This is a genomic window from Serratia proteamaculans (assembly GCF_008830365.1).
Classification (GTDB): Bacteria; Pseudomonadota; Gammaproteobacteria; order Enterobacterales; family Enterobacteriaceae; genus Serratia; species Serratia proteamaculans.
Genome location: NZ_WBKI01000001.1, coordinates 991239 through 1012644, shown reverse-complemented (window position 1 = coordinate 1012644; position 21406 = coordinate 991239). Strand labels below are relative to the sequence as shown.

At 53.2% G+C, this 21406-nt stretch carries 22 protein-coding genes; 14 read left to right on the top strand and 8 right to left on the bottom strand.

Annotated features, from left to right (window positions below):
• The first annotated feature begins 12 nt into the window (after positions 1-12).
• From rnm to rluB, 5 genes are all read left to right on the top strand, one after another.
• Complete coding sequence (gene rnm, locus F8R23_RS04780; RefSeq protein WP_129934505.1) at positions 13-900, top strand: RNase RNM; 888 nt, start codon at positions 13-15, stop codon at positions 898-900.
• Positions 901-948: 48 nt separating this feature from the next.
• Positions 949-1569: an L-threonylcarbamoyladenylate synthase gene (locus tag F8R23_RS04775; protein WP_112348464.1), complete on the top strand. Its 621-nt coding sequence runs from the start codon at positions 949-951 to the stop codon at positions 1567-1569.
• Between the two features lie 114 nt (positions 1570-1683).
• Positions 1684-2043, top strand: a complete 360-nt coding sequence (locus F8R23_RS04770; protein ID WP_099062860.1) for a Rap1a/Tai family immunity protein — start codon at positions 1684-1686, stop codon at positions 2041-2043.
• Between the two features lie 148 nt (positions 2044-2191).
• Positions 2192-2989 (top strand): alpha/beta fold hydrolase, encoded by a 798-nt coding sequence (locus F8R23_RS04765; protein ID WP_129934506.1) that lies wholly within the window; start codon positions 2192-2194, stop codon positions 2987-2989.
• 230 nt (positions 2990-3219) lie between these two features.
• The gene (gene rluB, locus F8R23_RS04760; RefSeq protein WP_085117041.1) at positions 3220-4116 is read left to right on the top strand and encodes a 23S rRNA pseudouridine(2605) synthase RluB; all 897 of its coding nucleotides are present in this window, start codon (positions 3220-3222) and stop codon (positions 4114-4116) included.
• Positions 4117-4160: 44 nt separating this feature from the next.
• On the opposite strand, the gene cobO is transcribed toward rluB, so the two are convergent.
• Both cobO and F8R23_RS04750 read right to left on the bottom strand, forming a co-directional pair.
• Positions 4161-4751 (bottom strand): cob(I)yrinic acid a,c-diamide adenosyltransferase, encoded by a 591-nt coding sequence (gene cobO / locus F8R23_RS04755; RefSeq protein WP_099062862.1) that lies wholly within the window; start codon positions 4749-4751, stop codon positions 4161-4163.
• A 13-nt stretch (positions 4752-4764) separates the two neighbouring features.
• Entirely contained in the window at positions 4765-5526 is a 762-nt protein-coding gene (locus F8R23_RS04750) for a YciK family oxidoreductase (RefSeq protein ID WP_129938211.1), read from the bottom strand.
• Between the two features lie 360 nt (positions 5527-5886).
• On the opposite strand from F8R23_RS04750, the gene sohB reads away from it, so the two are divergent.
• Positions 5887-6933 carry a protease SohB gene (sohB, locus tag F8R23_RS04745; RefSeq protein WP_151415330.1) on the top strand — a complete coding sequence of 349 codons (1047 nt, stop codon included), beginning with the start codon at positions 5887-5889 and terminating at the stop codon, positions 6931-6933.
• A gap of 47 nt (positions 6934-6980) precedes the next feature.
• Here sohB and F8R23_RS04740 read toward each other — a convergent pair whose 3' ends face one another.
• Complete coding sequence (locus F8R23_RS04740) at positions 6981-7232, bottom strand: YciN family protein (RefSeq protein ID WP_099062865.1); 252 nt, start codon at positions 7230-7232, stop codon at positions 6981-6983.
• Between the two features lie 426 nt (positions 7233-7658).
• Here F8R23_RS04740 and topA point away from each other — a divergent pair, with 426 nt between their 5' ends.
• Entirely contained in the window at positions 7659-10256 is a 2598-nt protein-coding gene (gene topA, locus F8R23_RS04730; RefSeq protein ID WP_099062866.1) for a type I DNA topoisomerase, read from the top strand.
• 360 nt (positions 10257-10616) lie between these two features.
• On the top strand, positions 10617-11591 hold the full coding sequence (gene cysB, locus F8R23_RS04725) for an HTH-type transcriptional regulator CysB (RefSeq protein ID WP_012145383.1): 975 nt from the start codon (positions 10617-10619) through the stop codon (positions 11589-11591).
• 127 nt (positions 11592-11718) lie between these two features.
• Here cysB and F8R23_RS04720 read toward each other — a convergent pair whose 3' ends face one another.
• Complete coding sequence (locus F8R23_RS04720; protein ID WP_129934510.1) at positions 11719-12324, bottom strand: hypothetical protein; 606 nt, start codon at positions 12322-12324, stop codon at positions 11719-11721.
• Positions 12325-12645: 321 nt separating this feature from the next.
• Between F8R23_RS04720 and acnA the strand changes: the two genes are divergently transcribed.
• Positions 12646-15318: an aconitate hydratase AcnA gene (gene acnA / locus F8R23_RS04715; protein WP_129934511.1), complete on the top strand. Its 2673-nt coding sequence runs from the start codon at positions 12646-12648 to the stop codon at positions 15316-15318.
• 46 nt (positions 15319-15364) lie between these two features.
• Here the strand turns inward: acnA and ribA are convergent, their stop codons facing one another.
• Positions 15365-15958 (bottom strand): GTP cyclohydrolase II, encoded by a 594-nt coding sequence (gene ribA, locus F8R23_RS04710; protein ID WP_085117134.1) that lies wholly within the window; start codon positions 15956-15958, stop codon positions 15365-15367.
• 278 nt (positions 15959-16236) lie between these two features.
• Between ribA and pgpB the strand changes: the two genes are divergently transcribed.
• The 3 genes from pgpB to lapB all read left to right on the top strand — a co-directional run bounded on the left by pgpB (position 16237) and on the right by lapB (position 18774).
• Complete coding sequence (pgpB, locus tag F8R23_RS04705; protein WP_129934512.1) at positions 16237-17007, top strand: phosphatidylglycerophosphatase B; 771 nt, start codon at positions 16237-16239, stop codon at positions 17005-17007.
• Positions 17008-17295: 288 nt separating this feature from the next.
• Positions 17296-17598, top strand: coding sequence for a LapA family protein (locus F8R23_RS04700; RefSeq protein ID WP_085117032.1), 303 nt, complete (start codon positions 17296-17298; stop codon positions 17596-17598).
• 6 nt (positions 17599-17604) lie between these two features.
• Positions 17605-18774, top strand: coding sequence for a lipopolysaccharide assembly protein LapB (gene lapB / locus F8R23_RS04695; protein WP_112348457.1), 1170 nt, complete (start codon positions 17605-17607; stop codon positions 18772-18774).
• Positions 18775-18838: 64 nt separating this feature from the next.
• Here lapB and F8R23_RS04690 read toward each other — a convergent pair whose 3' ends face one another.
• Positions 18839-19135 carry an Arc family DNA-binding protein gene (locus tag F8R23_RS04690; RefSeq protein WP_099062871.1) on the bottom strand — a complete coding sequence of 99 codons (297 nt, stop codon included), beginning with the start codon at positions 19133-19135 and terminating at the stop codon, positions 18839-18841.
• Positions 19136-19307: 172 nt separating this feature from the next.
• The gene (bhsA, locus tag F8R23_RS04685) at positions 19308-19568 is read right to left on the bottom strand and encodes a multiple stress resistance protein BhsA (protein WP_085117030.1); all 261 of its coding nucleotides are present in this window, start codon (positions 19566-19568) and stop codon (positions 19308-19310) included.
• 328 nt (positions 19569-19896) lie between these two features.
• Between bhsA and pyrF the strand changes: the two genes are divergently transcribed.
• A complete protein-coding gene (gene pyrF / locus F8R23_RS04680; RefSeq protein ID WP_198642679.1) occupies positions 19897-20625 on the top strand; it encodes an orotidine-5'-phosphate decarboxylase in 729 nt (242 codons plus the stop codon).
• A 10-nt stretch (positions 20626-20635) separates the two neighbouring features.
• Complete coding sequence (gene yciH, locus F8R23_RS04675; protein WP_099062873.1) at positions 20636-20962, top strand: stress response translation initiation inhibitor YciH; 327 nt, start codon at positions 20636-20638, stop codon at positions 20960-20962.
• 203 nt (positions 20963-21165) lie between these two features.
• Here the strand turns inward: yciH and osmB are convergent, their stop codons facing one another.
• Positions 21166-21384, bottom strand: coding sequence for an osmotically-inducible lipoprotein OsmB (gene osmB / locus F8R23_RS04670; RefSeq protein WP_004945176.1), 219 nt, complete (start codon positions 21382-21384; stop codon positions 21166-21168).
• Positions 21385-21406: the final 22 nt, after the last annotated feature.

The window sequence follows — 21406 nt, the reverse complement described above, 5'->3', positions numbered from 1 at the left end:
CGGATATTCCTTTTGACAGACAGCAACCCCCAACCTTCCGCATTTACTCTCTACGACCTCCACAGCCATACCACCGCCTCTGACGGCTATTTGACGCCAGCGCAGCTGGTGCAGCGGGCGGTTGAAATGCGGGTGGGCGTACTGGCGATTACCGACCACGATACCACCGCGGGCCTGGCCGCAGCGGCGGCAACCATTGCTGAATTGTCACTGCCGTTGCAATTGGTTAACGGGGTAGAGATCTCCACGCTGTGGGAAAACCACGAGATCCATATCGTGGGCCTGGGGATAGAGACCAGGCACCCGGCGATGGTGCAGCTGTTGGCCGAACAGACCGAGCGCCGTCACCTGCGCGCCCATGAAATAGGCGTGCGACTGGCCAAGGCGCGTATTGAAGGTGCTTTTGAAGGCGCACAAAAATTGGCAGACGGCGGGGCGGTGACCCGCGGCCACTTTGCCCGTTATCTGGTGCAGATCGGCATGGCCGATAATATGGCTCAGGTGTTCAAGAAATACCTTGCCAAAGGCAAAACCGGCTACGTTCCGCCACAGTGGTGTACAATAGAACAAGCCATTGATGTCATTCATCAATCCGGCGGTCAGGCGGTGATAGCGCACCCGGGCCGTTACGACCTGACGGCCAAATGGCTGAAGCGGTTGCTGGCGCACTTTGCGGAACATGGTGGTGATGCCATGGAAGTTGCACAGTGTCAGCAGGCGCCGCATGAGCGTTCGCAATTGGCGAAGTATGCGCAGGAATATCAATTATTGGCGTCGCAGGGCTCTGATTTCCATCAGCCCTGCTCGTGGATCGAACTGGGCCGTAAACTGTGGTTACCCGGCGGTGTTGAACCCGTGTGGCGTGACTGGTCGCAGCCACAACTGGCCAAAGTCGATTGATTTAACGTGAGCGATGCCGCCCGCGAGCATCATTTTTAGGAGCAAGTCATGAGTCAGCTTTTTTATATTCATCCAGACAATCCCCAACCGCGACTGATCAATCAGGCGGTGGATGTACTGCGTAAGGGCGGTGTGATCGTTTATCCCACCGATTCCGGTTACGCGCTGGGCTGCAAGCTGGAAGAAAAGTCGGCGATGGAGCGTATCTGTCGCATTCGTCAATTGGACGGCAATCATAACTTTACGCTGATGTGTCGCGATCTGTCTGAGTTATCGACTTACGCTTATGTCGACAATACCGCGTTCCGACTGATCAAAAACAACACTCCCGGCAACTACACCTTCATTCTGAAAGCGACCAAGGAAGTCCCGCGCCGCCTGATGAATGACAAACGTAAAACCATAGGATTGCGCGTGCCGTCGAACCCGATTGCGCTGGCGTTACTGGAAGTATTAAACGAACCGATGATGTCGACTACGTTGATGCTGCCAGGCAATGATTTTGCCGAATCCGACCCGGAAGAAATCAGCGAACACCTGGGTAAACAGGTGGATCTGGTGATCCACGGTGGCTTCCTGGGGCAGCAACCGACCACGGTGGTTGACCTGACCGAGTCCGCACCGGAAGTGCTGCGCGAAGGGGCGGGTGACCCAACGCCTTTCCGTTGATTCATAGCGGTAGTTTTTGCTCATTATTCTGAAAAGTGGCCGAAACGGCGTCATTTAGGGTTAAAGCCGCTATTCTACAATATCAAAAATAGATAATAGGCAGGATGCATAGCGATGATTAAGCGGGTTTCTCTTTTAGCAGCCATATTGTTTTCCTCTGCGGCCAGTGCAGGTTTTTATTCCGGCAGTGCTTTGCTGTCTGAGACCAGCGGCTATGTGAAAAATAAAAATGGTGCAGCCACCGTTGCCGAAGCCCTCGATGGCGGGATGTTTATGGGCTATGTAGCCGGGGTATTTGATACCTTTTCGATGCAGGGCAACCGCAATATTTGCCCGGATGCCGGTATGAGCGTGGGCATGGCCTCGGATGCTGTCATGCAATATTTAAATGAACACCCGGAACAGCTGCACTATTCAGCGCCTTCGGTGATTATGCTGGCGTTAACCGCCGCTTACCCTTGTGAACGGCATTAAAACAGTCCGTTTCGTGCGTATTTTTTCATTAGGTGCGAAGCCGGTTTGTTAGCATCATTTCCCATAGATGAGATCGATAAACGCTGTCATTTTACCACTAGCGCATAAACCCCTAAGTGATTTAGGGCAATGACGTTTAGGAGACAAAATGACAGCGTTTCGCCATGGCACTCTTTCCCTCGATTATCAAGATTCCGGCTCAGGTCCACTGACGTTGCTCTTGCTGCCTGGCTGGTGTGAGCCGAAAACCGTTTTTGCCCCTTTTACCGCACTGGCGGAGCAACAATACCGCGTGATCAGTCTCGACTGGCGTGGCCACGGGCTGTCCGCCGGCGGTGTCGATCTTGCGCTGGGCGCTGAGGATTTGCTGGTGGATTTGCGCCAACTGTTACTTGAACTGCGGGTGAATCGGTTTGCGACGTTGTCGGTGGCACACGCCAGTTGGATTGCGGTGGCGTTGGCCGAGAGCTTGCCACAGCAGACGCAAGCCATGGTCTTTCTCGATTGGATCATGACTCAGCCTGAACCGGCATTTTTCGATTCGGTGCAACAAATGCAGCGGCCAGAAAAATGGCTGGCGGCACGTGATGAATTGTTTAGTTTCTGGCAGGGGGGAATTGAGCAACCACGGGTTAAACATCATCTGACTGTCGAAATGGCGCAGGAAGATTTTCGCGTTTGGCAGGCGGCTGGCGTAGCGATTGAACAAGCCTATCTGCAATACCGTTCGCCACTTCACCGGCTGAGTCAATTAAGCTCCCCTCCGGTTTGTCGGCATATTTACTCGCTGGATCGTGATGACGATTACCTGCGGCACCAACAGGGGTTTGCCGTTGACCATCCGTTCTTCTCGGTTACGCGGCTGGATGATGCCCGTACTCATCTCGGTATTCTCGAACAGCCGGAGGTGGTATATCGGGAGGTTGTCAATTTTCTCGGTCATTAATTAAATAACTGCAGTTGTTTATCTAACGGGCCTGCGCCCGTTTTCCCCCGCGTGTTGAAGCCATCAATAGCTTTTGATAATCGACCCGACAATAAAGTGGGTTTCAACCCTATTGAAAGCCTGTATAATGCGCGGTTCGATCTATGTAAACGTATTGTTACTGCCGTGGCGCTCGACGCCGCGGTGGTCATCCCCCCGACGCCTGTGAAGGCGACACTAGAGGTTGCTCAATGAGCGAGAAGTTACAGAAAGTTTTAGCGCGCGCTGGCCATGGCTCGCGTCGTGAAATCGAAACCATTATTGAAGCCGGCCGCGTCAGCGTTGACGGTAAAGTCGCCAAGCTGGGTGATCGCGTTGAAGTAACCGCTTCAATGAAAATCCGTTTGGATGGTCACGTGGTCTCGGTTAAAGAATCCGAAGAAGCGGTTTGCCGCGTACTGGCGTATTACAAGCCGGAAGGCGAACTCTGCACCCGTAGCGATCCTGAAGGCCGTCCGACAGTATTTGATCGCCTGCCTAAACTGCGTGGCTCACGCTGGGTGGCAGTAGGGCGTCTGGACGTCAATACCTCAGGCTTGTTGCTGTTCACCACTGACGGTGAACTGGCGAACCGCCTGATGCACCCAAGCCGTGAAGTTGAGCGTGAATATGCGGTGCGTGTATTTGGTCAGATTGATGACGAAAAAATCAAGCAACTGAGCAAGGGCGTTCAGCTGGAAGACGGCCCGGCCGCTTTCCGCACCATCAGTTTCCAGGGTGGCGAAGGCATTAACCAGTGGTACAACGTCACTTTGACCGAAGGGCGTAACCGCGAAGTTCGTCGTCTTTGGGAAGCGGTCGGCGTGCAGGTGAGTCGCCTGATCCGTGTGCGTTACGGCGATATCGATCTGCCGAAAGGCCTGCCGCGTGGCGGTTGGACCGAACTGGACTTGCCGGCAATTAACTATCTGCGTGAACTGGTTGAATTAAAACCGGAAACCGTTAGCAAGATGCCGATTGAGCGTGAACGTCGCCGCGTGAAAGCCAATCAGATCCGTCGTGCCGTCAAGCGCCATACCCAGGTGGCCGGCAGCGGACGTCGTAGTGCGGCAGGCAGCAAGCCTGGCAAGCCCGCCAAGCGTAGCTAATCATTACGCCGCAACCCTCTCCGGGCTGCGGCGTTTTCTTTGCGTTACCAGTCAATTCCCTGTTGTGCCTTGATACCCGCGTCAAACGCGTGTTTCACCGGTCGCATCTCCGTGACCGTATCCGCCAGTTCCAACAGATCTCTATGGCATCCTCGCCCGGTGATAATCACCGTCTGGTGTGCAGGGCGTTGTCGTAGCGCCTCCAGCAGCTCATCCAGCTCAAGGTACCCGTAGCTGACCATGTAGGTCAGTTCGTCCAGTAGCACCAGATCCAGGCTGCTATCGGCCAGCATACGCTTGCCGTGTTGCCATACGGCCTGACAAGCGGCGGTATCGCTGGCTTTATCCTGGGTTTCCCAGGTAAAACCGGTGGCCATCACCTGAAACTCAACGCCGTGCTGCTGCAGCAGATTCTTCTCACCGTTCGGCCACTCTCCCTTGATGAACTGAATGACGGCGGCTTTCATCCCGTGGCCGACAGCGCGAGTCAGAGTGCCAAATGCTGCGGTAGTCTTGCCCTTGCCGTTACCGGTGAAAACCAGCAGTAAACCCCGTGCATCCTGAGCCGCAGCGATGCGGGCATCGACCTGTTCTTTCAGGCGCTGCTGGCGTTGTTGGTGACGATCTTCTGCCATGATAAAGCCCCTTTTATTCGGCGGCGCCGGGTTTACGGTTTGGCTGGGCATCGAAGCTCATGCCGGTTTTACGGCGGCTGTCATCACCCATCAGATAGAGGTAAAGCGGCATAATATCAGCCGGGGTTTTTAGCTTGCTTTTGTCTTCGTGCGGGAAGGCTGATGCGCGCATTTGGGTACGTGTTCCGCCAGGGTTGATGCAATTTACCCGAAGATGGCGACTTTTGTATTCATCGGCCAACACCTGCATCATGCCCTCGGTGGCGAACTTGGACACCGCATAGGCACCCCAGTTGGCACGTCCGGTACGGCCGACGCTGGAACTGGTAAAGACCAGCGATCCGGCGTTGGATTTCAGCAGCAATGGCAGCAGCGCCTGAGTGAGCATAAAGGTCGCGTTGACGTTCACCTGCATCACCTCATTCCACATTGCCATCGACAGTCCTGCCATGGGGGCGATATCACCCAGCAGACCGGCGTTATGCAGCACGCCGTCGAGACGCGGGACATGGGTTGCCAATTCTTCGGCCACCTGTTGGCACTGCTCCTGAGTGGTATGCAGTAGATCCAGCGTGATGATGTAGCTTGGCGAACTGCTGAGTTTTGCGATCTCGGCTTGTACCGCCTGCAACTTGCTTTCGGTACGCCCCAACAGCACCAACTGTGCACCAAATTTGGCGTAAGTGAGTGCCGCTTCGCGACCGATGCCGTCACCGGCGCCGGTGACCAAAATGATACGTTTTTCCAGCAGATCTTGTTTAGGTTGGTAATGCACAATAATTCCTCGCGCCTTGGTGGCTGGTCTCCCGCTTGCATCGGGGAGGGGTGTGGATTGAGGGGCCATGACAGGAGCTAAGGCTCGACCGCATGCAGGGCCCCGCAGCGAATTTGGATCATCATGTTGATGAATAATCCGTGTTATATGCCTTAAATGGATCGTATTTTCAATGATTAGGCAGCAGAATCGGCATTCTTTTGTAACAAAAAGGGAACAGTAGCGGCTTGGTTAAGCCAAAATGTGCCCACATAGTAAAAAGGTATCACAAGGATTTTTTATTTAGCCGCGACAGTCACTGCGTCGGTTGGCTAGAATGAATGAGATCATACTAACAACCTGTTAATCAAGGCGGAATCTGTGGAGTTTATATCTGTTTATGGCCTATTTTTGGCCAAAGTCGCGACGGTAGTGATTGCTATCGCCGCGCTGGCGTTGCTGGCGGTCAGCCTGGGGCAACGTAAGAACCGCCAGAAAGGAGAACTGCGGCTGACTGACCTTGGCGAACAATATCGCGACATGCAGCGTGATATGCGGCTGGCGCGCATGGGCGATGCGGAACAAAAGGCCTGGAACAAACAGTTTAAAAAGCAGACCAAGGCCGACGATAAACTGAAGAAACAGCGTGCCAAAACCGGTGCGGTTGAAGCCACCAAACCTTGCCTGTACGTGCTGGATTTCAAAGGCAGCATGGATGCCCATGAAGTGACTTCACTGCGTGAGGAAATTTCGGCGGTGCTGGCGGTAGCGACACCGCAGGATGAAGTGTTGCTGCGCTTGGAAAGCCCTGGCGGGGTGGTGCACGGCTACGGCCTGGCGTCATCGCAACTGGCACGTTTGCGTACCGGCGGCATTCGCCTGACGGTTGCGGTCGATAAAGTGGCGGCCAGCGGCGGTTATATGATGGCCTGCGTGGCAGATCGCATCGTTGCAGCCCCCTTTGCCATCATCGGTTCCATTGGCGTCGTGGCGCAAATCCCTAACTTCCATCGCTTGCTGAAAAAGAATGATATTGATGTAGAGTTGCACACCGCCGGTGAGTTCAAACGCACGCTGACATTGTTTGGCGAAAACACCGAGCAGGGGCGTGAGAAATTCCGTGAAGACTTGAACGACACCCACGAGCTGTTTAAACAGTTTGTTCATCAACAGCGTCCATCGCTGGATATCGATAGCGTGGCGACCGGTGAGCATTGGTTCGGCACTCAGGCGAAAGACAAAGGGCTGATTGATGCCATTGGCACCAGTGATGATTTGTTGATCGCTGAAATGGAAAACCACGAGGTGGTCAGGGTGCGCTATGCACGCCGTAAACGCATGATGGACCGTTTTACCGGCAGTGCGGCGGAAAGTGTCGATCGTCTGCTGTTACGCTGGTGGCAGCGGGGTGAAAAGCCACTGCTTTAAACCGAATGTTTAAACATCAAGGGGGCCATGGCCCCCTTTTTTAATGCTTAATCGACCAAATGGTATTTATCAGAAAACACGTGAGCCAAGTGTTTAAACATATTAAATACTGCGGTAGTTTTTATCGTTGGCAATCCATCCGGATCCAAAAAGAATTCACCGCGGAAAACTAAAACGCTGCCTTTTTGTTCAACATCAGTGGCAACCATACCATGCAGATATTCATCATGCTGGCGAATAAGTTTATTTGCTTCTTCCAGCAGGGCTTCGCGAGCAATAGGTGAGGTATCAGTGCGCATTTATTACACTCCAATGAAAAATTCTGCACATATTCTAACGCCAGTTCGCATTTATCCGCAAACAGACTAAGGTTTATTTGCCGTCTGGATGGCTAGCACTATCTGCCGATTGGCGAAATCTGCCTTTCCGTGCTAATTAGGTTGCGTGGCGCTTTTTATCAGGTACAGTGTGGGATTTTGCGGCGTCGGGTGGAAGGTTTTGTTTACGCCATGAATGAGTTTCACACTGCCGTACTTCTGGGGCATGAGTGAATAGTAGGCAGGATCAACAACTTGCGTTCAGGTTGAGCAGTTAAACAGCCGATAGAAAAAAACATGTTGATCTCTTGCCAGACTGCCGCAATATAAAAAAGAGATATGAATCGCTGCGGCACGGCGAGATAAAAGACTTCTTTTTAGAAGAAATAAAATTAGGTAAAGGTAAATATGGGTAAAGCTCTCGTAATAGTTGAGTCCCCGGCAAAAGCCAAAACTATTAATAAATATTTAGGTAATGACTACGTGGTGAAGTCCAGCGTCGGTCATATCCGTGATTTGCCGACCAGTGGCTCAGCCAGCAAAAAGAGCGCTGACTCAACCGAAGACAAAGCCAAGAAGAAAGTTAAAAAAGATCCGACGACGGCGCTGGTAAATCGCATGGGCGTCGATCCTTACCATGGCTGGAAAGCGCAATACGAAATCCTGCCGGGTAAAGAAAAAGTTGTCGCCGAGTTAAAGTCGTTAGCGGAAAACGCCGACCACATTTATCTCGCAACCGACCTTGACCGCGAAGGGGAAGCCATTGCCTGGCACCTGCGGGAAGTTATCGGGGGTGACGACAAACGCTTTAGCCGCGTGGTGTTTAACGAAATTACCAAGAACGCGATCCAAAATGCGTTCAAACAGCCCGGTGAACTGAATATCGATCGTGTTAACGCTCAGCAGGCGCGTCGCTTTATGGACCGCGTGGTGGGTTACATGGTTTCGCCGCTGCTGTGGAAAAAAATTGCCCGTGGCTTGTCCGCCGGGCGAGTGCAATCCGTTGCGGTTCGGCTGGTGGTGGAGCGTGAGCGCGACATCAAAGCCTTCGTGCCGGAAGAGTACTGGGAGTTGCACGCCGATCTGTTGGCGAAGGGCGATACCGCGCTGCAGATGGAAGTGACACATGCCCACGACAAACCGTTCAAACCGGTTAACCGTGAGCAGACCCACGCCGCACTCAAACTGCTGGAGAAAGCCCGTTATACGGTGCTGGATCGCGAAGACAAACCGACCAGCAGCAAGCCGGGTGCACCTTACATCACTTCGACCTTGCAGCAGGCGGCCAGTACCCGTCTGAGCTTTGGCGTGAAGAAAACCATGATGATGGCTCAGCGGCTGTATGAAGCAGGTCACATCACCTATATGCGTACCGACTCCACCAACCTGAGCCAGGATGCGCTCGAGATGGTGCGCGGTTACATCGGTGACAACTTCGGCGACAAGTACCTGCCGAAAGCCCCGAATCAGTACAGCAGCAAAGAAAACTCGCAGGAAGCACACGAAGCTATCCGTCCGTCGGATGTGAACGTGCTGGCTGAGCAGTTGAAAGATATGGAAGCGGATGCGCAAAAACTGTATCAGCTGATTTGGCGCCAGTTTGTGGCCTGTCAGATGACACCGGCGCAGTATGACTCCACCACGCTGTCGGTGAAAGCTGCTGATTACCAGTTGCGCGCCAAAGGCCGTACGCTGCGTTTTGATGGTTGGACCAAAGTGATGCCTGCTCTGCGCAAGGGTGATGAAGACCGCACCTTGCCATACGTTGAAGTAGGCAGCGATCTGGAATTGCAGAAGCTGATCCCAAGTCAACACTTCACCAAGCCACCTGCGCGTTACAGCGAAGCGTCATTGGTAAAAGAGTTGGAAAAACGCGGTATCGGCCGTCCATCGACTTACGCTTCGATCATCTCGACCATTCAGGATCGTGGCTATGTGCGGGTCGAAAGCCGCCGTTTCTACGCCGAGAAAATGGGTGAGATCGTTACCGACCGTTTGGAAGAAAATTTCCGCGAGCTGATGAACTATGACTTCACCGCACGCATGGAAAACGGCCTGGACCAGGTAGCGAACAACCAGGCAGAGTGGAAAGCGGTGTTGGATGAGTTCTTTGCCGAGTTCAGCGAACAGCTGGAAACGGCGGAGAAAGAGCCAGAAGAAGGCGGCATGCGCCCGAATCAGATGGTGATGACCAGCATCGATTGCCCAACCTGCGGACGCAAGATGGGTATCCGTACTGCCAGTACCGGCGTGTTCCTGGGTTGCTCCGGCTATGCGTTGCCGCCGAAGGAACGTTGTAAAACCACCATTAACCTGGTGCCGGAAACGGAAGTGCTGAACATTCTCGAAGGGGATGACGCGGAAACCAACGCGTTGCGTGCCCGCCGTCGTTGCCAGAAGTGCGGCACGGCGATGGACAGCTACCTGATCGATAACCAACGCAAGCTGCACGTGTGTGGTAATAACCCTGCGTGTGACGGCTATGAGATCGAAGAGGGCGAGTTCCGCCTGAAAGGGTATGACGGTCCTGTGGTTGAGTGCGATAAGTGTGGTTCTGAAATGCACCTGAAAATGGGGCGCTTCGGCAAGTACATGGGTTGCACCAACGAGACGTGTAAAAATACCCGTAAGATCCTGCGTAATGGTGATGTTGCACCACCGAAGGAAGATCCGGTTCCATTGCCGGAACTGCCATGCGAAAAGTCGGACGCTTACTTTGTACTGCGTGACGGCGCTGCCGGTGTGTTCCTGGCGGCTAATACCTTCCCTAAATCGCGCGAGACCCGTGCGCCGTTGGTGGAAGAACTGGCCCGTTTCAAGGATCGTCTGCCTGAAAAACTGCGCTATCTGGCAGATGCGCCGGTGGCCGATGCGGAAGGCAACAAAACCATGGTGCGTTTCAGCCGTAAAACCAAACAGCAGTATGTCTCTTCAGAAAAGGACGGCAAAGCCACCGGCTGGTCCGCTTTCTACGTAGATGGCAAATGGGTTGAAGGCAAAAAGTAAATTTGCAGCCTGAATGCAACATAAAAAACCAGCCCATGTGGCTGGTTTTTTTATTGGCGAAAGGGGGCGAACGGATCTATCCTTTGCTGCTTTTTCCCTCCTGGAGCCAGGGTTTCACCTTGATAGCAATGCAAAATAATCGTTACCACAGTGTGACGTGGATCTATACTTGAAGCTGTAGCGTGTTATAGTGGTTATATAAAAAGTTTTTTTATGATTAAAGCTTATTAACAGCGGCGGTTTCTTCAGCGTCTGGGTGAAACACGGTGTTTATGGCTTGTTACTTTTCAGCATACCGGGGCGACACCGATATACCTGGCTGCGGCTCAACGCAGTGTTTAACCTAGGATGGTATAAGATATGAAATTGCAGCAGCTTCGTTACATCGTGGAAGTGGTTAACCACAACCTGAATGTCTCCTCGACGGCAGAAGGGCTTTACACCTCACAGCCCGGTATCAGCAAGCAGGTGCGGATGCTGGAAGATGAACTGGGCATCCAGATTTTCGCCCGTAGCGGTAAACACCTGACTCAGGTGACGCCGGCAGGTTTGGAAATTATCCGTATTGCGCGTGAAGTTCTGTCCAAAGTGGATGCCATCAAAGCCGTCGCCGGCGAGCATACCTACCCGGATAAAGGTTCACTGTATGTGGCCACAACTCACACCCAGGCACGTTACGCGCTGCCTAACGTCATTAAAGGCTTCATTGAGCGTTATCCGCGTGTTTCGCTGCATATGCATCAGGGGTCGCCGACGCAAATCGCCGAAGCCGTATCCAAAGGCACCGCAGACTTTGCCATTGCCACTGAAGCGTTGCACCTCTACGACGATTTAATCATGTTGCCGTGCTACCACTGGAATCGTGCGGTGGTAGTAAAACCCGATCATCCATTAGCCGGTAAAAGCCACATCACCATCGAAGAGTTGGCGGCTTACCCGATTGTTACCTATACCTTCGGTTTCACTGGCCGTTCCGAGTTGGATACCGCGTTTAATCGCGCAGGCCTGACGCCACGCATCGTATTTACCGCGACAGACGCCGACGTGATTAAAACTTACGTGCGACTGGGGCTTGGTGTAGGGGTGATTGCCAGCATGGCTGTGGATCCGGTTCAGGATCCCGATCTGGTGACGGTGGATGCGCGTGATATCTTCACTTACAGCACCACCAAAATCGGTTTCCGCCGCAGCACCTTCCTGCGCAGTTATATGTACGATTTCATTCAACGCTTCGCTCCGCATCTGACGCGCGACGTGGTTGATAGCGCAGTTGCGCTGCGTTCCAACGAAGAGATTGAAGCGATGTTCAAGGACATCAAACTGCCAGAGAAGTAAGCCGTTAGATTAATGGCTGATAGCAGGAGGGGAACCCACCCCTTCCTGTTTTATCTTTTCAGGTTTGTTCACCTCTGATATCCCCTTTGTACTCCCACAGAACGATGCCAGTTCCGGCATCCATTCGTCAGCTGTCTCTCATTGCCAGTTTCTGCTGCACGGCAAGCAGGGTGCGGCGCCTTATCCAACCGCTGGCCGGGCGAATGGCTCCCCAATAGCAGGCAAAGCGTGCTTTTACCTGGGGCGTAGGGCACCAGACGAAGGTTTCCGTACTTAACACTGCCCATCCGGCATTGTCCTGTGTGGCGTTGAAGCGCAACACCAGTTTAGCCGCATCGGGATCGTTGTAATGGTCAAACTCTTCTGCATTGGCCAGATTTGCCACCCCCATGGTTGGGCGCCAGAAACGACCGGCCAATCCAAGAGAAATTTCATTAGTGCTCTGATGCAGCAGGGTAAAAGTGTCGAAACCAAATGCAGCGGGCGGCGTAGTGTTTTTGGTGTTAGTGAACCATTGGCGCAGCTTCGTGGGTAACTGACGCAGCATCAGTAACCGACTGATGATAGGGTCCTCGGCCATATCCAGCGCAAGCACCGCCTGAATAATGGCTTCAGGTGTGGCATTAATGGGGGCTGACTGATGTTTTTCATGAAAGCTGAAGGCGGGAATATAGGGCGGCGCGCCTTCCCAGCGCTGACACTCACGTTCACTGACGAATCCCAAAAATGCCACTATTCTCTCCTTGGATTTAAAATATGACTTTGGTATCACGGCCAATGCTGCGCGATAAGTCACAAGCCGTTCTTCGAACGGCTGGAAAGGAACCTTAACAGATAGCAATCGACGCAGGAATATGACCCTCTTGCTATTCTGTGCTCAGCGGAGCCCATGTCTAAGCCGTTGGGAAAAAACGACTTCTCCCTTCTTGATTACTTCTATCTATCGTTATGATCAAAACGTGTTGTTATCAAAACGTTACATCATCTTTGTGTTATCTTTAAATAAGACCTCAGTGATTACCCTGTTTTAGACATAATAAGAAATGGAGGAGCTATGTCGTCCGATCTTCGTGAAACGAGTATGGATAAGCTGGTTGCACTGAATAACGAGTATCGTTATTACAGTCTGCCACTGGCCGCGAGACAGCTGGGTGATATCGACCGGTTGCCAAAATCAATGAAAGTGCTGTTGGAAAACCTGCTGCGCCATGTGGATGGCGACACCGTGCAGGTTGACGACCTTAAAGCTATCGTCGGCTGGTTACAGACCGGTCATGCCGACCGCGAGATTGCCTACCGCCCCGCTCGCGTACTGATGCAGGACTTTACCGGCGTACCCGCGGTGGTGGATTTGGCCGCTATGCGTGAAGCGGTGCAGCGATTGGGCGGCAATGTTGACCAGGTCAACCCGTTGTCACCGGTCGATCTGGTGATTGACCATTCGGTCACCGTTGATGAGTTCGGCGATGACGAAGCGTTTGAAGAAAACGTGCGTATCGAAATGGAACGCAACCACGAGCGCTATACCTTCCTGCGTTGGGGGCAGAAAGCCTTCAACCGCTTCCGCGTAGTGCCGCCGGGCACCGGTATCTGTCACCAGGTTAACCTGGAATATCTTGGTCAAACGGTATGGCACACCGACGAAAGCGGTCAGCGTATTGCCTACCCGGATACCTTGGTGGGTACCGACTCCCACACCACCATGATCAACGGCCTGGGTATTCTTGGCTGGGGCGTGGGCGGTATCGAGGCCGAGGCGGCGATGCTGGGCCAGCCGGTGTCGATGCTGATCCCGGACGTGGTGGGCTTTAAACTCACCGGTAAGCTCAGCGAAGGCATTACCGCCACCGACCTGGTGTTGACCGTCACCCAGATGCTGCGTAAGCACGGGGTGGTGGGCAAGTTTGTCGAGTTCTACGGTGACGGCCTGGCCGATTTGCCGCTGGCCGACCGAGCCACCATTGCCAACATGTCGCCAGAATTTGGCGCGACCTGCGGCTTCTTCCCGGTGGACGACGTGACGCTGGGCTATATGAAGCTGAGTGGTCGCAGCGATGAACAAATCGCATTGGTGGAAGCCTACGCCAAAGTGCAGGGCATGTGGCGTAACCCTGGTGATGAGCCGGTGTTTACCAGTACTCTGGCGTTGGATATGTCGACGGTGGTCGCCAGTCTCGCCGGGCCGAAACGCCCACAGGACCGTGTGGCACTGCCCGACGTTCCTAAAGCGTTCAATGCCGCAACCGAACTGGAAATCGGCAACCAGCAACGTAAATCTGAATTCAAACCTTTCACTCTGAATGGGCAGCAACACGAGCTGCATAACGGCGCTGTGGTTATCGCGGCCATTACCTCCTGTACCAATACCTCCAACCCCAGCGTGATGATGGCAGCCGGTCTACTGGCGAAAAATGCGGTGAATAAAGGGCTGCGAACCAAACCTTGGGTGAAAACCTCGTTGGCGCCGGGTTCCAAAGTGGTGACCGACTATTTCGACAGCGCCAAGCTGACCGCCTACTTGGAAGAGCTCGGCTTTAATCTGGTGGGTTATGGCTGTACCACCTGTATTGGTAACTCCGGGCCATTGCCCGATCCTATCGAGCAGGCGATTAAAGAGGGCGACCTGACCGTGGGGGCGGTATTGTCCGGTAACCGTAACTTTGAAGGCCGTATCCATCCGCTGGTGAAAACCAACTGGCTGGCCTCGCCGCCGCTGGTGGTGGCCTATGCGCTGGCCGGCAGCATGAAGGTTGACCTGTCCAAAGACCCACTGGGCGAAGGCCGTGACGGCAAGCCGGTTTATCTGAAGGATATCTGGCCAAGCAGCCAGGACATTGCCCAGGCGGTGGAAGAAGTTCGCACCGAGATGTTCCACAAGGAATACGGTGCGGTGTTTGACGGTGACGCCAACTGGCAGTCGATTCAGGTTGCCGGTTCGGCCACCTATCCGTGGCAGGAAGATTCCACCTATATTCGCCATCCGCCGTTCTTCAGCACCATGAAAGTGCAGCCGGATCCGGTGCAAGACATCAAAGATGCCCGCATTCTGGCGATCCTGGCTGACTCGGTGACTACCGACCATATTTCGCCGGCGGGGAATATCAAACGTGAAAGCCCGGCGGGGCGCTATCTGAGTGATCATGGCGTTGCTGCACTGGACTTTAACTCCTATGGCTCACGCCGTGGTAACCATGAAGTGATGATGCGTGGCACCTTTGCCAATATCCGCATCCGCAACGAAATGGTGCCGGGGGTTGAAGGGGGTTATACCCGCCATATTCCGTCACAGAATCAGCTGTCGATCTACGATGCCGCGATGCAGTATCAGCAGGAGCAGGTACCGCTGGCGGTGATTGCCGGTAAAGAATACGGTTCCGGCTCCAGCCGTGACTGGGCGGCGAAGGGGCCGCGTCTGCTGGGGGTACGAGTGGTGATTGCCGAATCCTTTGAGCGTATTCACCGTTCTAACCTGATTGGTATGGGTATTCTGCCTCTGGAGTTCCCTGCGGGCGTGACACGCAAAACGCTGGGGCTGAGTGGTGATGAGCAGATTAGCGTCAGCGGATTGCAAACGCTGAAACCGGGGCAAAATGTGCCGGTGCTGATCACTTACGCAGATGGGCGTAAAGAAGTGGTCAATACCCGTTGCCGTATCGATACCGGCAATGAGCTGACCTACTATGAAAATGACGGCATCCTGCACTATGTGATCAGGAAAATGCTGTAATAAAAAGGGCGCCTGTCATGGCGCCCTGATTTTCCCCTGGGGGAAATTACTCTTGGTCCAGCAAATGGCCCATTTTCGCGGCCTTGGTCGCCAGATAACGTTCGTTCTTCGGGTTACGCCCCACGATCAACGGCACTCGTTCGCTAATGTTGATACCGGCTTCCGTCAGGATCTCAACCTTTTTCGGGTTGTTGGTCAACAAACGCACCGCATCCACGCCCAGCAGTTTGAACATGTCTGCACACAGGGTGAAATCGCGTTCATCAGCGGCGAAGCCCAACTGGTGGTTGGCTTCTACCGTGTCAGCCCCCTTGTCCTGCAACGCATAAGCGCGGATCTTATTCAACAAACCGATATTACGACCTTCCTGGCGGTGGTAGAGCAGAATACCGCGACCTTCTTCTGCGATATGCTCCAGCGCCGCTTCCAACTGAAAACCGCAGTCACAGCGCAGGCTGAATAATGCATCACCGGTCAGACACTCAGAATGAACCCGTGAGAGTACCGGCGTCGCGCCAGAAATATCACCGAACACCAGCGCCAGATGATCGTGCCCGGTAGCCAGTTCTTCGAATCCTACCATCAGGAAATCGCCCCAAGGTGTTGGCAATTTGGCCTCTGCCACCCGTTTAAGCTGCATGTTGCTCTCCACAAATACATCCGATTCAATCATGGTTGCGCATCCTACGTCCGGCACAGTGAACTGACCAGTATTAAAATGCGCAACGACGATCGGCATTTCATCAATTATCGACTATTTTGCCATAACTTCTTGCCCTGAGGTGCTCAGCAAATCGGCATCCGGTGTTTTCAGTCAAGTATTATTGAATTAGGTTATATATCTGTTTAATTTTTAGAGTGTTATCAATATTACAAGATTGTTACACTGCCAATGGGTTTATGCAAAGGACGATAGGAATGTTTGAGATAGCAAAACGCACGGCAGCAGGCGCGATAGTGCTGTTGTTGATGCCGCTGGCAGCGTGGCTTTCCGGTTGGCAATGGCAGCCGGGCGGCGATGGCCGACTATTGAAAGGTCTGTATTGGCTGACCGAAACGGTCACTTCGCCCTGGGGAATTATCACCAGCATCATTCTCGGTGCCTGGTTTCTTTGGTGCCTGCGCTTTCGCATCCGGCCGGCTATAGGTCTGTTGGTGCTGCTCAGCGCATCGATTCTGATTGGTCAGGGGGTGAAGTCTTTTATCAAGGATCGGGTACAGGAACCGCGGCCGTTTGTGTTGTGGCTGGAGTCTGCCCATCAGATTGACGAAAAGTACTTTTACTCACTCAAGCGTAAAGAGCGGGGTGCGTTGGTTAAAGAACAACTGCAGGAGCAACCTCTGGTACCGGTATGGTTACGTGAACACTGGCAGTTTGAGACCGGTTTCGCATTCCCTTCCGGCCATACCATGTTTGCCGCCAGTTGGGCGCTGCTGGGCGTAGGGCTGTTGTGGCCGCGTCGGCACTATAAGACTGTGGCGGTATTAATGCTGTGGGCAACGGGTGTCATGGGCAGTCGTTTGCTGCTGGGTATGCACTGGCCGCGCGATCTGGTGGTGGCGACGTTGATCAGTTGGTTGCTGGTGACAATAGCTTGTTGGTTGGCACAACGCTGGTTTGGCCCTTTGACTCCGCCGCCGCAAGAACAGCAGGAAATTGCGGAAAGAAGTGCTACCCATAAACATTAGGTGACGATGTCACTTATCACGGCGCCGATACGGCGCCGCATTAACCCCTTACATTTCCCTTTGTTGTAATTCTTATTCATGCCCCCATATCCTTATTAATCTATTATTTTGAGAAGCTTTCTCATTAATTTGTTCGGGAGCGTCGTTTACTGTCGAATATGCCAGCAGATATGTGGTTTTATCGTGCCGCAGGGTTTCCCTGCCACGATGGGAAATGCTAACTTAAAGGTTAGGGACGCCACGTATAGGCATAGTTCATCCGATTAACTCGGCATCGCGGGAAAGAATGTGAAATATTTGCTGATTTTTTTGTTGGTTCTGGTGATTTTCGTGATTTCAGTCACGTTGGGCGCGCATAACGACCAGGTCGTGAGTTTTAATTACCTGGTTGCGCAGGGCGACTATCGCGTATCGACCCTATTGGCGGCATTGTTTGGCGCCGGTTTTGTTCTCGGCTGGGTCATTTGTGGTCTGTTTTATCTGCGTACCCGCATTTCGCTGGGTCGGGCCGAGCGCAAAATCAAAAGGCTGGAACTGCAGCTTGAACAACCTGCTGAATCGGCAGCTCCATCCGTTGTCAGCAAGGAATAATCTTCTATGTTAGAGCTGCTGTTTCTGTTGTTGCCCGTGGCTGCCGCGTACGGCTGGTACATGGGGCGCAGAAGTGCTCAACAGGATAAACAACAGGAAGCCAACCGTCTGTCACGCGAGTATGTGGCCGGGGTTAACTTCCTGCTTTCCAACCAGCAGGATAAAGCGGTTGATCTGTTCCTGGATATGTTGAAAGAGGACAGCAACACCGTTGAGGCTCACCTGACGCTGGGTAACCTGTTCCGTTCGCGCGGCGAAGTAGACCGTGCAATCCGCATTCACCAGGCGCTGATGGAAAGCGCTTCTCTGACCTTCGAACAACGTCTGCTGGCGGTGCAACAGCTGGGGCGCGATTATATGGCCGCCGGCATGTACGATCGCGCGGAAGATATGTTCGGCCAGTTAATCGGTGAAGAAGATTTCCGCATTTCCGCGTTACAGCAATTGTTGGTGATCCATCAGGCCACCAGCGATTGGCAAAAAGCCATTGATGTGGCGGAAAAACTGGTCAAATTGGGCAAAGATAAACAGCGTATCGAGATCGCCCATTTCTACTGCGAACTGGCATTGCAGGCGATGGGCAGTGACGATCTCGATAAGGCAATGGGCCTGCTGAAACGAGCGGCCTCGGCCGATAAGCAGTGTGCCCGGGTGTCGATCATGGTAGGGCGCATTTATATGGCTCAGGGGGAATACGCCAAGGCGGTAGAGTCGCTCAAGCGGGTGTTGAATCAGGATAAAGAACTGGTTAGCGAAACCTTGCCGATGCTGCATGAGTGTTACCAACATCTGGAGCAGCAGCAGGATTGGTCGGACTTCCTCAAACGTTGTGTGGAAGAAAATACTGGCGCTACCGCTGAACTGATGCTGGCGGAAATAATTGAGCAGCAAGAAGGGCGCGATGTGGTGCAGGTTTATATCAACCGCCAATTACAGCGCCACCCGACGATGCGGGTATTTTATCGCCTGATGGATTATCACCTGGCAGATGCGGAAGACGGCCGTGCGAAAGAGAGCTTGCTGTTGCTGCGTGATATGGTTGGCGAACAAATACGTACCAAGCCGCGCTATCGCTGCCATAAATGCGGTTTTACCGCACACTCTCTTTATTGGCATTGTCCATCATGCCGAGCCTGGTCATCGGTTAAACCGATCCGCGGGCTGGATGGACAATAACGCACAGTAATACACAATAAAAAACGGGGCTAAATTAGCCCCGTTTTTTTATGAGAATAGCGCTTTATTTTTTCTTGCCGGCTTTGACGCCACCTTTCAGCAACTGACGCAGCTTCTTCAATTCTTTCTGGTTCAGCGGTTGCTCAATCTCTTCTTCAATACCCTGGTTGTCGATGTCACCATGGTGTAACTCCGCCGATTTCTTAGCGGCTTTTTCCGCCTTAGCCGGGAAGTCGAAGCTATGTTCAAGACGTTGGCAAACCTCAGCGCTCAGAGAAAGTTGGTTATCGGCGGCAATGGCACGAATTTTTTCTTTGAGTTCCAGAGGGATTTTAATCGTTAGTGTAGATATCTCGCTCATTTTGAAGCCTTTCTGCGGGAGGATTGCTTTCAAGCTAAGCCAGTCGTGAGTGAGTGTCTAGTGTGTAATAAAAATTTAATATTTATGTAACATTGTGACGGGGAAATAATGAACGATATGGTGGGGGGGATTGAGATAGAGCCCGGCGTGCCGGGCCCTATACCGAAAGCACTTATTTGTAGATGACTGCGGTGCCGCTCAGCATGTTATTACCACCGGCTGAGATAATGCGGTAGCTGCTGGCGCCCTGGGCTTCAGCTTTGGCGGCCAGTTTGCTTTCCAGGCTACTGAGGGTAGTAGCATGGCCTGCGGAGACGACACCGGAGGCGGTCAGGCTGGTGGCCTGCTGCAGATCAACCGGCTCAGCGGCGAAGGTAGCGAAAGAGGTCATGGCGATAGCGGCAGCGGCTGCAAAATATTTGATGCTTTTCATAGGAAACTCCAGTCTGTTTATTTAGGTTGGAAGCCGTTTGCTTCCGATGCGTTGAATAATAAAGCATCCACGGGGATTTAAAATCTGATAATGCTGAGCTTGTTGTTCAAATTATTTGATTTATAATTTACGCATCTTTACGGCGCTTTACGCAGTCTGGGTTAATGGCATTCGGGTTATATTGACGCTTGATGACGAACCAGGGGTTAACATTACTTAACCGCAGCACGCGCTGCGGCTGGGATTTCTGTCGGCTGGCATGTAGAATGCGGCGGTCAGTTTGGCGGGTTGTTACCTGGTTATGTCCATTTTACAGAAGGTAGAAGAAATGAAGTCTGAAAATAACATTAATAACAATGACTTAAAATCATCGCCAATTATCGTTGCGCTGGATTACGCGGACAAAGGTGCCGCGCTGGCATTTGCCGATCGTATCGATCCGCAGGACTGTCGGTTAAAAGTGGGCAAGGAAATGTTCACCCTGTTTGGACCGCAACTGGTGCGCGATTTGCACGACCGCGGTTTCGACGTATTCCTGGATTTGAAATTCCACGATATTCCTAACACTACCGCCCGCGCGGTAGCGGCAGCGGCCGAGCTGGGCGTATGGATGGTTAACGTTCACGCCAGCGGCGGTGCGCGTATGATGACTGCCGCCAAAGAGGCATTGCTGTCTTATGGCGCGCAGGCGCCGTTGTTGATCGCCGTGACCGTGCTGACCAGCATGGAAGCGGAGGATCTGCAGGCTATCGGTATTGATCTCTCACCGGCCGAACATGCGGAACGGCTGGCGCGCCTGACTCGCGATTGCGGGCTGGACGGCGTAGTCTGTTCTGCGCATGAGGCCGAGCGCCTGAAAGCGGCCTGTGGTCAACAGTTCCAGTTGGTGACGCCGGGTATCCGCCCTGAAGGCAGCGACGCAGGCGATCAGCGTCGCATCATGACGCCGGTGCAGGCACAGGCGGTGGGCGTTGACTACATGGTGATTGGGCGTCCGATCACCCAATCCGCTGACCCTGCCGCCACGCTGAGCGCCATTCGCGCCTCACTGGCCTGAGGATATGACCATGAAGGACGATAACAGCCGCCTGGTCTATTCCACCGACAGCGGCCGCATCAAACAGGAAGAGGTTAAGCCACAGCGCGACAAGGGTGACGGCATCGTACGCATTCAGCGTCAAACCAGTGGGCGTAAGGGGAAGGGCGTTTGCCTGATCTCGGGCGTTGATCTGGATGATGCGGCACTGGAAAAACTGGCGGCCGAGTTGAAGAAGAAGTGTGGCTGCGGTGGTTCGCTCAAGGATGGCGTGATTGAGATCCAGGGCGATAAGCGCGATTTACTAAAACAGCTGCTGGAAGCCAAAGGAATGAAGGTCAAGCTGGCGGGTGGTTGATCGCCTGGGGGAATTGCCATGCCGCGGTACAATACTGCGGCATGGCATAGGGTGATGCTGCCGGGCGTTAACCCGTGAATGGCAAAGAGCCATTGACTGAAGGTAAAACAGACCTGAAATAATCTTTATTATGGTTAATACGTCAAAGCGTAAATGCTTTTGCCAGCCTGTCGGCAGAGGTATCCAGATAGTGGCCGATCAGGTTATTTGCCTACCTGATGACCAATGATGCCCCCAACGGCGGCCCCGCCGAGCGTACCCAATGCGCTACCATCGGTCAACACCGCGCCGCCTACAGCCCCCGCGCCGGCACCAATAGCGGTGTTACGGTCACGTTTGGACATGTTTGAACAAGCGCTGAGTGAAAACGCCAGTGTAAGCGCCAAAGCAGCGGTGGCGAAACGTTTATTGATAATCATCATAATGACTTCTCCTTAGCATTGG

Excerpts from the sequence above, each read along its gene's own strand:
- F8R23_RS04775 (WP_112348464.1), top strand. The coding sequence starts at position 949 with ATGAGTCAGCTTTTTTATATTCATCCAGACAATCCCCAACCGCGACTG.
- F8R23_RS04770 (WP_099062860.1), top strand. The coding sequence starts at position 1,684 with ATGATTAAGCGGGTTTCTCTTTTAGCAGCCATATTGTTTTCCTCTGCG.
- F8R23_RS04765 (WP_129934506.1), top strand. The coding sequence starts at position 2,192 with ATGACAGCGTTTCGCCATGGCACTCTTTCCCTCGATTATCAAGATTCC.
- rluB (WP_085117041.1), top strand. The coding sequence starts at position 3,220 with ATGAGCGAGAAGTTACAGAAAGTTTTAGCGCGCGCTGGCCATGGCTCG.
- cobO (WP_099062862.1), bottom strand. The coding sequence starts at position 4,751 with ATGGCAGAAGATCGTCACCAACAACGCCAGCAGCGCCTGAAAGAACAG.
- F8R23_RS04740 (WP_099062865.1), bottom strand. The coding sequence starts at position 7,232 with ATGCGCACTGATACCTCACCTATTGCTCGCGAAGCCCTGCTGGAAGAA.
- topA (WP_099062866.1), top strand. The coding sequence starts at position 7,659 with ATGGGTAAAGCTCTCGTAATAGTTGAGTCCCCGGCAAAAGCCAAAACT.
- cysB (WP_012145383.1), top strand. The coding sequence starts at position 10,617 with ATGAAATTGCAGCAGCTTCGTTACATCGTGGAAGTGGTTAACCACAAC.
- acnA (WP_129934511.1), top strand. The coding sequence starts at position 12,646 with ATGTCGTCCGATCTTCGTGAAACGAGTATGGATAAGCTGGTTGCACTG.
- ribA (WP_085117134.1), bottom strand. The coding sequence starts at position 15,958 with ATGCAGCTTAAACGGGTGGCAGAGGCCAAATTGCCAACACCTTGGGGC.
- pgpB (WP_129934512.1), top strand. The coding sequence starts at position 16,237 with ATGTTTGAGATAGCAAAACGCACGGCAGCAGGCGCGATAGTGCTGTTG.
- lapB (WP_112348457.1), top strand. The coding sequence starts at position 17,605 with ATGTTAGAGCTGCTGTTTCTGTTGTTGCCCGTGGCTGCCGCGTACGGC.
- F8R23_RS04690 (WP_099062871.1), bottom strand. The coding sequence starts at position 19,135 with ATGAGCGAGATATCTACACTAACGATTAAAATCCCTCTGGAACTCAAA.
- bhsA (WP_085117030.1), bottom strand. The coding sequence starts at position 19,568 with ATGAAAAGCATCAAATATTTTGCAGCCGCTGCCGCTATCGCCATGACC.
- pyrF (WP_198642679.1), top strand. The coding sequence starts at position 19,897 with ATGAAGTCTGAAAATAACATTAATAACAATGACTTAAAATCATCGCCA.
- yciH (WP_099062873.1), top strand. The coding sequence starts at position 20,636 with ATGAAGGACGATAACAGCCGCCTGGTCTATTCCACCGACAGCGGCCGC.
- osmB (WP_004945176.1), bottom strand. The coding sequence starts at position 21,384 with ATGATGATTATCAATAAACGTTTCGCCACCGCTGCTTTGGCGCTTACA.